Annotated in this window: 14 protein-coding genes and 1 riboswitch; of the genes, 1 reads left to right on the top strand and 13 read right to left on the bottom strand. The window is 46.9% G+C overall.

Annotated elements, in window-relative coordinates; all coding sequences use genetic code 11:
* The 8 genes from BLS23_RS19630 to BLS23_RS19595 all read right to left on the bottom strand — a co-directional run.
* On the bottom strand, positions 1-343 hold a 343-nt coding region (locus BLS23_RS19630; protein WP_143015307.1), incomplete at its 3' end, for a helix-turn-helix domain-containing protein.
* Between the two features lie 227 nt (positions 344-570).
* Complete coding sequence (locus BLS23_RS19625; protein ID WP_089654706.1) at positions 571-777, bottom strand: hypothetical protein; 207 nt, start codon at positions 775-777, stop codon at positions 571-573.
* 77 nt (positions 778-854) lie between these two features.
* A complete protein-coding gene (locus tag BLS23_RS19620; RefSeq protein WP_089654705.1) occupies positions 855-2294 on the bottom strand; it encodes an aldehyde dehydrogenase family protein in 1440 nt (479 codons plus the stop codon).
* Positions 2291-3361, bottom strand: coding sequence for a homoserine dehydrogenase (locus BLS23_RS19615; RefSeq protein WP_089654704.1), 1071 nt, complete (start codon positions 3359-3361; stop codon positions 2291-2293). The genes BLS23_RS19620 and BLS23_RS19615 overlap by 4 nt, the downstream gene beginning before the upstream one ends.
* Positions 3358-4545, bottom strand: coding sequence for a M20 metallopeptidase family protein (locus tag BLS23_RS19610; RefSeq protein ID WP_244157285.1), 1188 nt, complete (start codon positions 4543-4545; stop codon positions 3358-3360). Before BLS23_RS19610 ends, BLS23_RS19615 begins: the two co-directional genes overlap by 4 nt.
* Before the next feature lie 12 nt (positions 4546-4557).
* A complete protein-coding gene (locus tag BLS23_RS19605; RefSeq protein WP_089654703.1) occupies positions 4558-5751 on the bottom strand; it encodes a cystathionine gamma-synthase family protein in 1194 nt (397 codons plus the stop codon).
* A complete protein-coding gene (locus BLS23_RS19600) occupies positions 5732-6673 on the bottom strand; it encodes a cyclodeaminase (protein WP_244157284.1) in 942 nt (313 codons plus the stop codon). Before BLS23_RS19600 ends, BLS23_RS19605 begins: the two co-directional genes overlap by 20 nt.
* 47 nt (positions 6674-6720) lie before the next feature.
* Positions 6721-7923 (bottom strand): M24 family metallopeptidase, encoded by a 1203-nt coding sequence (locus BLS23_RS19595; RefSeq protein ID WP_089654701.1) that lies wholly within the window; start codon positions 7921-7923, stop codon positions 6721-6723.
* A gap of 188 nt (positions 7924-8111) precedes the next feature.
* On the opposite strand from BLS23_RS19595, the gene BLS23_RS19590 reads away from it, so the two are divergent.
* Positions 8112-9359, top strand: a complete 1248-nt coding sequence (locus BLS23_RS19590) for a threonine synthase (RefSeq protein WP_089654700.1) — start codon at positions 8112-8114, stop codon at positions 9357-9359.
* 21 nt (positions 9360-9380) lie between these two features.
* Here the strand turns inward: BLS23_RS19590 and thiE are convergent, their stop codons facing one another.
* The 5 genes from thiE to thiW form a co-directional block, all read right to left on the bottom strand.
* Positions 9381-9995, bottom strand: a complete 615-nt coding sequence (gene thiE, locus BLS23_RS19585) for a thiamine phosphate synthase (RefSeq protein ID WP_089654699.1) — start codon at positions 9993-9995, stop codon at positions 9381-9383.
* Positions 9992-10750: a hydroxyethylthiazole kinase gene (gene thiM / locus BLS23_RS19580; protein WP_089654698.1), complete on the bottom strand. Its 759-nt coding sequence runs from the start codon at positions 10748-10750 to the stop codon at positions 9992-9994. Before thiM ends, thiE begins: the two co-directional genes overlap by 4 nt.
* Positions 10741-11553, bottom strand: a complete 813-nt coding sequence (thiD, locus tag BLS23_RS19575) for a bifunctional hydroxymethylpyrimidine kinase/phosphomethylpyrimidine kinase (RefSeq protein WP_089654697.1) — start codon at positions 11551-11553, stop codon at positions 10741-10743. Before thiD ends, thiM begins: the two co-directional genes overlap by 10 nt.
* Positions 11550-12236: a thiaminase II gene (tenA, locus tag BLS23_RS19570; protein ID WP_089654696.1), complete on the bottom strand. Its 687-nt coding sequence runs from the start codon at positions 12234-12236 to the stop codon at positions 11550-11552. The genes thiD and tenA overlap by 4 nt, the downstream gene beginning before the upstream one ends.
* 42 nt (positions 12237-12278) lie before the next feature.
* Positions 12279-12384, bottom strand: a riboswitch (TPP riboswitch).
* Positions 12385-12389: 5 nt separating this feature from the next.
* On the bottom strand, positions 12390-12878 hold the full coding sequence (gene thiW, locus BLS23_RS19565; RefSeq protein ID WP_089654695.1) for an energy coupling factor transporter S component ThiW: 489 nt from the start codon (positions 12876-12878) through the stop codon (positions 12390-12392).
* Positions 12879-12918 lie beyond the last annotated feature (40 nt).

Here is a 12918-nt window from a genome sequence, read left to right as displayed (position 1 = left end):
TCCCCTTTCGTTTGGACTCCAGGGCTTCCACACCGCCATTCTTCCATTTCACGATCCATCTTCGGACCATTGAATAATCAGGGATATGGAAGAGAGCTGAGGCCTCGCGAATGGAATACCCTTCGTCTTTAATCCATTGAATTACCTTCAGTTTAAAGTCTGAGGAATAGTTTGTATAGGGACACGCAAAAGCTTGATTGCCATGATACTCATATAATTTGACCCAATAACGTAGAGCGGAGTTGTCTACGCCAATCTCGTTAGCAAGGTGACGGTAGCTTATCGTTTCATCAATATATCGACGAACGGCTTGGAATTTGTCTTCTTTCGTAAATTTTTTCAAGGTGAATCCCCCTTAACTCAGAGCTAGATAAGTGTCCAACTCTTGGGGGTCACTTCAAGCGAAGCTCGAGGAGGCTCACCGCGCTCCCGCGGAAAGCGAGTCATTCCCCGCAGCCCCATCCACTCAAAAACATCTCGAAACTGAGTCTTCCACATTCCTGCCAGTTAGTTAATAAAACAAAAAAACCTGAATGGTTCCTTTTAAGGAAGTTCAGGTTTTTGGGAATGTTATTTTGTGTGGCAATCGGGGCAGCAGTGTTTGCAACCGTTGACATCTTCGTAAGTATTTCTGGCAACTTCTAGAGCGTTTGCGCAGTCGTCGTGACCACCTAATTCCAATAAATTCTGCTCAAAAGGCATAAAGTCACAGCCTTCGACATGCACTTCGTGTTCGCCACCTGTCTGCTGGTTCTGATTCACATAAAATTGTGCCATTCCATTACCTCCTTTTGTGGAGGCATTCCCCTACCGGATGGATGACAAACACAAACAGGCGGACTGAGGCGGCTTTTCTAATCGTCAAGGTGGAAACATACGACTTTTTGTTCAGTCATGGATTCTATGCTAAACCGCACTCCTTCACGACCGATGCCAGACCCTTTCGTACCTCCGAATGGCATTTCGTCAATTCGATAATCACTGCTGTCGTTGATCATGATTCCACCTACGTCCATTTTCCTTATAGCTTTAAAAGCTTGATTGATATCATTGGTAAAGATTCCTGCGTGCAGTCCATAATTGACAGCATTGGATTTTTCAATGGCTTCCTCTAAATCAACAACAGGGTTTACAATGACCACGGGCCCAAAGATCTCTTCTGCCATCACTTTTGCATCTGAAGGTACCTCGGTCAGTATGGTCGGAGAATAGTATGCTCCGTCACGGACTCCTCCAGTTTCTATTTGTGCTCCCTTTACCAACGCTTCCTCGACCCATTCGGCCACCCGGGCCGCTTCTTTTTCATTAATCATAGGTCCTACATCTGTTCTTTCATCCATTTTATCGCCGACTTTAAGCGCTACAGTCGCTTCCACCAGGCGATCAATGAATGCTGGATAAAGTTCTCTGCCTACAAAAATTCTTTGTACGCCGATGCAATTTTGACCCGCCGCCGAAAAGGCACCCGAACAGCAAGCATGAACAGCCTTGGAAAGATCTGCATCATTAAGGACAATGACCGGCGAGTTAGATCCCAGTTCCATACTAATTTTTTTCGTGCCTGCTTTTCTCGTGATGGCTTGCCCTGCAACAGATCCCCCCGTAAAGGAAACCATTTTTATGGTCGGATGTGTAATCAGTGTATCCCCGACTTCCTTTCCTGATCCAGTAACAACGGATAGATAACCGTCAGGAAGGCCCGCTTCCACGAAGGCTTCCGCGAGCTTCAATGCACTTAGAGGCGTGGCTGAGGCTGGTTTGACCACAATCGCGTTCCCAGCAGCTATGGCTGGCCCTATTTTATGTGCGACTAAATTGAGCGGGTCATTAAAAGGAGTGATGGCTCCTACGACTCCCACAGGAAAACGTTGATAATACCCGACCCTATTTTCGCTGCCCGGATTTTGATCGAAGTTGATGGTCTCTCCTTTCAACCGTCTTGCTTCCTCCGCGCTGATCCGAATGGTTTGAATGGCCCGTGAAACCTCTGAACGAGCCTCTGTAATCGTTTTACTTCCTTCACGTGCGATGATTGAAGCGAAAACTTCGTGATCCTTCTCCATATAATCAGAAACTTTGCTTAGTATGCGAATCCTTTCATGTGTGGGAATGGGGTCTCTCATTCGAAAAGTACGATCGGCGGTTTCAATAGCTTCAATCATTTCCTCTTTCGTGGCCAAGGGGACAGTGGCCAGCACTTCACTGTTCTGAGGGTTGATGACATCAAAACTGTGCAAGCCTTCTCTCCATTCTCCTCCAATCAGCATTTTGTAACTCTTCACTTTCGTGGTCATGAGTGGCTCCCTCCTCCGATTTTGGTCCCCTGCTTCTGTTTGTGGCAATGAATCAGGTCGATGAGTAAAGAAAATCCCGTTTCCTTTAACCCTGCCCCCGCACCTGTGAGCATGATCGGACCGGACAGATCACATTCATAGACGATGGCATTGGTTGCACCACTAACTCGCGCTAAGAGATCATCCTGTTTCACACGCTCCGGTTGGACAGTCGCTTTTACCGTGCCGTTGTTTTGAGAAATACGGGCAAGCAGCTTCCATTTTTCGCCGGCTTTTTCCGCTTCTTTGATATCATCTACTGATAAACCAGTAATTCCAGCACAGAAAATCTCTTCAGGATCGAGTTGAACTCCATACACATGATTTGATAAAATAGCGGCTTTATACCTGACATCGTAGGCTTCAAGGTCACTTGTCGGATCAGCCTCTGCATAACCGAGGGCTTGGGCTTTTTCCAACGCTTCATTCAATGTCATTCCACTTTCCATAGCGGTAAGAATATAATTGGTCGTGCCGTTCAATATCCCTCTGATTTCTTTAATTTCATTGCCAGCTAATGTTTCTAGTGGGAGTCTTAGTGCAGGCGTACCACTCATGACCGTTCCTTCGAATCCGAAAAACACGTCATGTTGATCCGCCTTTTCGTTTAATTCTTGATAGGCAAGGGCGACAGGACCTTTGTTTGTCGTTATGACACTTTTCCCTGTTTCAAAAGCACGATGGCAATGAGTGAGGGCAGGCTCCCCGGTTTTGACATCGGTGTAGGTCACTTCAATAATGACATCCGCTTGTGAATTCTCTATCGTTTCTAAACTGTTCCATCCTTTGACCCCCTGCCTGGATGCCGGGTAGGATTCTACAGAGCCCGTTCGTTTTACACACTCCAATAACTTCGGAATATTCAAACCGTCCGGCTCGAAAACAGAGCCTTTCATAACATCCGATACCGCCACGATTTCCACATCAAGTCCGTGATTTTGCTGAAGTTCCTGATGTTTTTCCTCCACAATTTCTGCAAACGCCTGACCTACGCCTCCAAATCCAATCATGGCTATTTTCATACTCAATGGACTCCTCCTCGCTCAAGTAATGAATAAGCACTCTCCAACAGCACTCTTACACCAATCGGCAATGAACGTTCATCGATATCAAAATCCGATTGATGGAGACTTCGTTCCTTTTCCAATCCGCAACCTAGAAAAAACATCGCTCCAGGTATTTTTCTAGTGAAATGGCTGAAGTCTTCGCTCCCCATCCCAAAGGGCTCTTCATACATGTTCAGTCCGGATGCAGCTTCCTTTATGATCCGGTTGATTCTAGGATCGTTGATTAAAGAGGGTTCACCGCGATGGATACGAAGTGAATACTCCCCGCCGAGCGCTGTGACGACATTGGCCACCTGATGGATTTCCTTGCATAATCCATCTCTCACATCATCTTTATAAGATCTGATGGTCCCTTTTATATCTACAATACTTGGAATCACATTGTTGGCCTCCCCGGCATGCACCTGGCCAACACTAATGGTGCCGACATCCAGAGGGTTTACTTTTCGACCATTCAGGCTGTATAACGCCTGCAACACATAAGTCGCCATCCATATCGGGTCTTTCACATGCTGCGGATATCCCGCATGACCGCCGCTCCCTTGAATTTTCAGATGAAATTCGTCATTGTTTGCCATGCTCGGGCCGTCATTCCATTGGATTTCACCTGACTTCCTCCATGGACACATGTGCAGGGATAAAACGGCATCTGTATGAAGCCTGCCGGATTCCAGCATTTTTATCGCACCCGTTTCCCCTGCTGCATCACAACTTTCTTCTGCTGGCTGAAAAATCAGTTTGATCGTTCCTTGAAAACGCCCAGCTTTTGCATCTTCCGCCAACAGCTGGGCGACGCCAAGCAAGATGGCCATGTGCGCATCATGCCCACACGCATGCATCACACCGGGATTATGTGAAGCCCATGGAACGCCTGTCGTTTCCGTGATAGGAAGAGCGTCCATATCCGCACGAATCCCCACAACAGGACCCTCCCCATGGGTGACGGTAGCGACAATCCCATAGCCTCCGACATTCTTTTCGATTTCATATGTGTGGAAGCTTTCTAATATTTCCCCCACTTTTTCACTCGTTCGCTTTTCCTGAAAGCTGAGTTCAGGGAATCGGTGGAAGTCCCTCCGCCACCCCACTAAACGATCCATAAGCTGGTTTGCACGCAAGACGATATCCAGCTTTTCGGTTTTCACATCCTTCCCTCCTCACTTCTTCACATAAGTGTGCAACGATTGGAAAGCCTGTGAAAGGTCATTTTTCAGGTCCTCAATATCTTCTATTCCGGCCGAGTAACGGATCAAACCTTCTGGAATCCCCATGGCGGCACGCTCTTCAGGGGTGCATTCCACATGACTCGTCGTTCTCGACGGACCGACAACCGTTTCCACTGAACCCAGATTAGCGGCACGGTTGGCAAATTGCAGCTTCGGTAAAAGGTCGCGTACAGTGGCTACACCGCCTTTCACAGCAAAGCTGAGCATCCCGCCAAATCCTTTCATTTGTTGTTTTGCAATCTGATGATTCGGGTGAGAAGGAAGCCCTGGATAAAAAACTTCTTCTACGAGGTCGAAACTTTTCAAATGTTCCGCAATCGCTGCGGCATTTTTGTTTTGCTGCTCCACACGAAGCTTCAATGTCTTCATGCCTCTTAAAAGCAAATAAGCAGCCATTGGATCGAGGGTCGCCCCATTAATTTCTCTATAGTGATAAATCGCTTCAACTAAGCTCTTTCTGCCACATACAGCTCCACCTAAAGCGTCGGCGTGCCCACCTAAAAATTTCGTCGCACTATGAATGACAAGGTCTGCTCCAAGATCGAGTGGGTTTTGATTCACTGGCGTGGCAAACGTATTATCTACAACTACTGTTGCCCCTACCGCCTTGCCTGCAGCTGCCATCCGCTTGATGTCGGTGATTTTCACCGTCGGGTTCGTCGGGCTTTCCAAATAGAGCACTTTGCACCCTTTAGCCACTTCGGCTTCCAGTGCCTCATGATCTCCTGTTTCACAAAGAACGACTTCCACTTGTTGTTTCGGAAGGAATTCTGTGAAAATTTTATTTGTTCCTCCATACGTATCCTTAATCGAAACCACCCGGTCTCCGGGGAATAGCAGTGTGCCAAGGGTATTACTGATTGCCGCCATCCCTGTGGAAAAGCTTGTAGCCGCTTCTGCATTTTCTAAAATGCGGATTTTTTCTTCAAAAGCCTGAACGGTTGGATTCGTATTCCGTCCATAAATGTGACCCGGCTTATTACCTACCGCCACTTCATACCATTCGTCCATATCGTCATAACCAAAGGAAACACTGTGAACGACAGGCACTTGCGTCGCTCCGAATGCGAGTTGTTCTTTCTCACCGGCCCATATCGATTTAGTACTAAACTTCGCGTCTTTCATCCTTAACGCCCTCCCAAGCTAATAGTCGATGGTATACATGTCTTGCAATGGCTGTATCCTGCACACCCGTTCCTGTTAAATCACAAATCGTAATCTCCTCATCTGATTGTCGGAACGAATGTTTTCCACTTGTCACTTCCCCCAGTTCTATCGCACGTTCCTGCTGCTCCGGTGACGAGCGCAATTCTCCCAAACGGGCGGACTGATCTTTTACATCGCAGACAATAACATCCGCTTTACCCATAACAGTGGCATCCAGTTCCTGCTTATGTTCTGCATCCGAGCCCATAGCCGTTATATGAAGTCCCGGCCTCACCCAATCTCCGTAGATCAACGGTTCCTTGGACGGTGTCGTCGTTACAACAAGATCGCTTTTTCCTACGACTTGCTCAACTGAGTCACAGACGGTCAGATGAAGACCTGTTTTCTGCTCCATCACTTGTTTAAAGTTAAAGGCTTTTTCATCATTTCTCCCATAAACGAACACCTGCTCAATCGGTCGAACCAGCATAAGCGCTTGAAGTTGAAGACGCGCTTGAGACCCGGAACCAAGGATCCCCGCAATCCGGCTGTTGTCCCTGCTTCCATATTTCGCAGCCACCGCTCCGGCAGCCGCCGTTCTCAAATCCGTAAGCCGCCCTTCATCGGCCAATACCGCGAGTGGCTCTCCTGTACGACTATTGATGAGAATCATGAGCCCGTTCGCGCTCGGAAGCCCTATAGCGGGGTTATTGAAAAATCCAGAAGACAGCTTCACAGCAAAACTGTCTTCACCTTTGATATAGGCGGATTTAATATCCACTTCGCCATTATGATCCGGCACATCTACACGCATGATCGGTGGCATCGTCATTTCTTTTTCCACCAGTGAGGTGAAGGCTTCTTCCATTTTCCCTACAAGTTCTGTATCAAGGCGAATCACTTTTTCAATGTCTTTCCGTTCAAAGAGTCTGATTTTCCATACCTCCTTCAGCTGATCTGGCCGCTTAAATCCATATGATCACGTATGATTAACTCCTGCGGATAAGTGGTGAACCGCTCACTCCCAGATTCTGTGACCTTGAATGTTTCACTGATTTCGATTCCGTCCGTATCGAACCATAACGCCGGAATCAAATGGAACGTCATATTGGGTTCCAGGACAGTCGAATCACCTTTTCGGATGCTCGCCGTATGTTCTCCCCAATCTGGCGGATAATTGAGACCGACGGAATAACCTAAACGGGCTTCTTTTTCAAAACCGTGTTTCTTAATACTCTTTCTCCAAACTTCTTCAAGTTCTCCACAAGTCACCCCAGGCTTTGCAAAGTCGAGGACATTCTGAATCCCTTCCAAAACGACCGGGGCGACTTGTTTCATTTTTTCATTCGGTTCTCCGATGGAAACGGTACGGGCAAGAGGAACATGGTAGCGCTTATAACACCCGGCCAGTTCGATGATGACAGCATTTCCTTTTACGAAAGGCCGGTCTGACCAGGTAAGATGTGGAATGGACGTATGATCCCCGGTCGGAAGCAGTGGAACAATCGCCGGATATTCCCCACCGAAATCCGGGGTCCCTCTGACCATGTGATAGTAAATTTCGGCCGCGGTATCGCACTCCCGAACCCCTGGATAAACGCTTTCCACGCCTTTAGTCATTGCTAGGTCCGCAATTTGAGCTGCCCTCTTCATATATTCGATTTCTTGATCAGACTTAACGATACGGACACGATTCACAAGCAGGGTCGCATCTTGGAAGGTGGCATTCGGCAATCCTCTTTTCAACCTTTCCAGAGCTTTGGCCGTAAAGTAGTAATGATCCATCTCAACGCCGATCTTCCTTTTTCCTTGACCGATCTGAAGGAGGATATCTGCTATAAAATCCATCGGGTGATAAACGTCTGAATGAACAAAGTAGTCAGGGTAGGCAATGACATTCTCATCATAGATCCACGTGGTCACCCTTGCACCGTTTGCATCCTGGTAACGACCAATCCAAAGCGGCTGCGGCTCATCAATGATAATCACAAGCATTTGGTGTACATAAAAAGACCAGGCATCATAACCAGAAAGGTAATTCATGTTTGCCGGGTCTGTAATCAAAAGCACGTCAATTCCTTGATCAGCCATGCGTTTCTTCGTTTTCTGCAAACGCTGGTGATACTCTAAAATGTCAAAAGGAAGAACCATTTCATCCCCTCCGCGCTAGTTATCTGAATTTTTAAACGACTGTACTTTCATTGTATTCAAAGATATTTTTTCTTGTAATGTAAAAAGTGTATGAAGTTTTGGAGATGTCCTTAATACAATGTCGCCATGAACCTCTCGATCGACTTCTTATGTTAAGATACGAATAACCGGATAGAAGGAGGATGAAGATGACATACAGTTACTTATCTCATTTGTACTGCCCGAAATGTGAAGAAACCTATAAAGCCAGTGAACCTCAGCACCTCTGTACATGCGGTTCTCCTTTACTTGTAAGCTATGATTTAGACAGTCTGAAAAAGTTGTGGTCCCCTAAGCAACTGAAAGAGAGAACCCCAGACCTTTGGCGTTACCATGAACTATTACCACTCCAGGATCCTACATATAAAACTTCTTTGGGAGAAGGCATGAGTCCGTTAATCCCTTTACCAACCCTTCAGACAGATATGAATATCCGCAAAATGCATATGAAAGATGAAGGCATCATCCCTACCGGATCGTTCAAAGCAAGAGGAGCTGCGGTCGGTGTATCTAAAGCAAAAGAGCTGGGAGTGAAAGAACTCGCTATGCCCACCAATGGCAATGCTGGAGCAGCCTGGTCCTTATACGCTTCAAGAGCATCAATGGAATCGACCATCGTCATGCCTTTCGATGCCCCGAAAATCACCCGTAACGAATGTGCATTATCAGGGGCCAATCTTTTCCTCGTGGATGGACTGATTAGCGATGCCGGAAAAATCGTGGCGGAAGCTGTAGAAAAATCTGAGCTCTACGATGTGTCTACATTAAAAGAACCATACAGAATTGAAGGAAAGAAAACGATGGGGCTTGAGATTGCCGAACAATTAGGATGGAACGTTCCAGATGTCATCCTCTATCCGACAGGTGGCGGCGTCGGTTTGATTGGCATTCATAAAGCACTGAGAGAATTACAGGAACTTGGCTGGATCACCAAAGACCAGATGCCAAGGCTTGTAGCTGTCCAATCTGAAGGCTGTGCTCCGATTGTGGAAGCATGGCAGCAAGGACAAAGGGAATCATCATTCTGGAAGGATTCCGAGACGATTGCGTTCGGTATCAATGTTCCAAAGGCGATCGGGGATTTTCTCGTCCTTGACGCTTTATATGATACAGGCGGATGTGCGGCAGCCGTTAGCGATCATGAACTTTTGGAAGAACAAAAAAGAATCGCCCAAAAAGAAGGAGCCTTCGTCTGCCCAGAAGGAGCTGCAGCATTTGCTGCTGCCAGAAAGTTAAGATCAGAAAACTGGATTACCGCCGAGGACGAAGTGGTCGTACTCAATACAGGAGCAGGGATTAAGTATCCGGATACGGTTCAGGTCGATATTCCTGTTCTTCAACCAGGGGATAGTCTGGGAACCATAAATCCCTCGGATAACGATAAAAGGAACTCATGACAGGCATGAGTTCCTTATGTTTTATAGAGATTTTACGACAGAAGACATGTCCACAGCTTGGGTAATAGCTGAAATGACAGCGACACCGTCCGCTCCCGCTTCTATTACTTTACCAGCATTTCCGGGATGGATCCCCCCAATCCCGACTACGGGCATGTTTGGATACTCCCGTTTGACGATCTTCACCCATTCAGGACCTGCTACAGGGTTGGCGTCTGTCTTCGTCGTTGTTCTGTACATCGGTCCAACACCTAAATAGTCGACAAGATTGACCGGACTCTGTTCTAATTCAGTGCGATCGGATACAGATAATCCAATGATGGTATCTGGATAGTTGGAGCGGATTTCATTCACACTACGATCACTCTGCCCCACATGGATTCCATCAGCCTTAAGCACATCAAAAAGTTCAACGTCATCGTTGACGATAAATAAAATACCCGCTTCAGCACAACGTTGGCGCAGCTTATGACCGAGACTGTACTTCGCTTCTCCAGTTAGAGCGCCTTCTCCTTTTTCCCTATATTGAAAGCACGTGATTCCAGCTTTAATCGCTTCATCCAAAATGCTCAAGGGATCTTTGTTACAGTTTTGGCTGCCCATAACGAAGTATTTTCTAAGGGTAGAAGCTTTCATTTTTCAGCCCCCATGGCTAAAGCATCGACAAACCTTGGAATGAATGTCCCTGGACCTTTGACATCAGGGTGATCCGCTGCTTGTTCTGCCGCCCGTCCATAATGACTTAATGTTGCTAGAACCTTTTCTTTAGGATTACCTTCTACCGTTAAGCTTGCTGTGAGCAAGGAACCCAGCAAACAGCCGGATCCTGTAATTTGAGCAAGGAGAGGGTGTCCAGTTTCATTGACAAAAACGTCCTTGTCGATACATCCGACATCCTTTTCCCCTGTACAGACGGCTCCGGTCTGATACTTTTCTGCAACTAGACGAACGATGGCTTCAGCGTCAGCTTCCCCTGTAGAATCTACGCCTTTCGTATCCACATCCTGATCGACGAGGTGGGCGAGTTCACCGGCATTTCCTTTAATGACGGTCAGCTTCACCTCCTGCAAAATCCGCTGGCATACGCCTGAACGATAGCGGGTTGCAGGAGCGCCAACAGGATCGAGGACGACCGGGATGCCGATCTCATTTGCTGCTCTTCCTGCAAGAATCATCGCTTCCACCTGGTTTTCATGAAGCGTCCCTATATTCAATAACAGCCCTTGAGACAATCGGGTGACCTCTGCAACCTCCTGCTTGGCATTGGCCATTATCGGTGATCCTCCGAATGCTAGAAGTCCGTTCGCTGTGAAATTCATGACGACCGCATTCGTGATGTGATGGATCAGTGGGCGTTGTTCTCTCACTCTGTCGATAACATTTACAGCCATTGGTTGAAAACCTCCTCACGCAAAGCAAAATGATTGGTCGGGCCACTTCCTTTTCCTAGATCGAAGGAATGGCGGATCGCCTCTGTTACAAAGTGTTTCGCTTCTTTGACGGCTTGTGGCAAAGCGTGTCCCTGACTCAAGTATGCCGTAATGGCTGCAGAATACGTACAACCTGTCCCGTGTGTATTGGAAGAATCAATACGTTCGGATTCAAATTCATGAAACCGCTGCCCATCATATAAAAAATCAACCGCTCTTCCATTGAGATGGCCCCCTTTGACAAGGGCCGCACCCGCGCCTAAGTCTTTCACGATCACTTCGGCCGCTTCTCTCATATCCGCTTCTGTTTCAATTATCCCTCCAACAAGCACTTCCGTTTCAGGGATGTTAGGCGTGACGAGCGCTGTCTTTGGTACAAGATATTTTTTCAAATAACGTTGATCTTCTTTTTCAATCAAAGGGTCCCCACTCTGGGCAACCATGACAGGATCCATGACGTACGGAGCATCCACCTCATCCAACCATTCACTGATGACTTTCATCATTTTCTTGTTGGCAATCATCCCTGTTTTCAGTGCCTGGACAGGCATATCCTCAGAAATAGCTTTCAGCTGACTCATAATGAAATTTTCCGGCAGGTGATGAACATCTTTCACTCCTGTCGTATTTTGCGAAACGACTGATGTCACAACACTCATGCCATAACTTTTCAACTCCTGAAAAGTTTTCAAGTCTGCCTGAATACCCGCACCACCGCTAGGATCGGTCCCGGCAATCGTCAACGTACATGAGACTTGTCTCATTTCACACCCTCCTTTTCACAAGGCCATTGCTCTTGTGTGTAAGCCATATCCCAAAAGGCATACTCCAGCTGACAACTTTTACGGAAGGCTTCTCTCATACGCCACTTTTCCGATTCAGACGCATGTTCGGCATGCTGATCAAGTCGTTCACACAACACCGCTGTCAGACTCTTCACTTCCGCATCAGCATAAAATTCGATCCAAGGGAGAAAAGGATGATCAGATCCCGGCTGATAGCTGTTCATTAGTTCGACTCCGATTTCATAATAGGTCCACGGGCACGGAAGCAAAGCTGCTAATATTTCACCAATGCCTCCATGGTGGGCATGAAAAAGCATATGTTTGATATAGTGATCAGCGGTTGGCGGCAATGGATATCCTTGCAGTTCTTCATAGGTAACGCCAATCTGTTCACAAAAATTGTTGTGAGGGTGAACCTCACTGTTTAACACAAAATCGATTTGTTCGTTAAACAGTTGAATGTCTTCCCTTCCCGGAGATTTGGAAATGGCGATTCCATAGACGTGCATAAAGGCATTCAAATACTCATAATCAGCCTTGATATAGTGAATCAATGCTTCTTTTGGAACATCCCCTTTTCCGATACCCTGGATAAAGGGATGAGTGAAGATTTTTTGATAGATATCCTGATTTTCTTTTCTTAATTGATTGGAAAAAGACATGATAGAGCCTCCTATTATTCTCGGAAGCTACTAGAGGACAGAAGGGGATTCTTACTACTTCCCTCCGCCGGCATGACCCGGATCAGGTATTGAGGGACCAAGGAATGTCTCCTTATCTCAGCGAATACTCGCGCCCCTAGCAGTTTCCGTGTATTATGGTTGTAAGATCATATTTTCAACTTTCACTCGTGATAAAATGAAGGTAGCAATGAAAGCCCCCGAGACACTGCTTACGACAAAAGAAGGAACAAACGCGAAAACACCTGTTGAACTTCCCATCAGGACGTGCGCAATCGGAACAGATGCCAAAGCCCCTATGACTCCAGTACCTAAAACTTCACCAATCACCGCAGACCTTTTTCTTTCATAGAATCGATAACAAAGCCCTGCCAGTAATGCACCGAACATTCCGCCCGGAAAAGCAAGAAGGGTGCCGAGCCCTAATAAGAAACGTAAGAGCCCGATAACAAAAGCAATCATGACCGCCGGGACGGGTCCAAGCACCACCGCCGCGACTACATTAACCGCATGCTGGACAGGATAAGCTTTCGCAATTCCAGCCGGAAACCAGAGAAATTGGGCTCCAAGCGTTCCAACGGCAATAAGCACGGCCATCGTTGTGAGTATCTTTGTGTTTCTCATCTTTCACCACCTTTCCGTACAGGATCTGAATGGAACCAAA

This window comes from Halobacillus aidingensis (assembly GCF_900104185.1).
GTDB classification, from domain to species: domain Bacteria; phylum Bacillota; class Bacilli; order Bacillales; family Halobacillaceae; genus Halobacillus; species Halobacillus aidingensis.
Note: the sequence above shows the minus strand (reverse complement) of the source record. Positions and strands in the feature narration are given on the sequence as shown.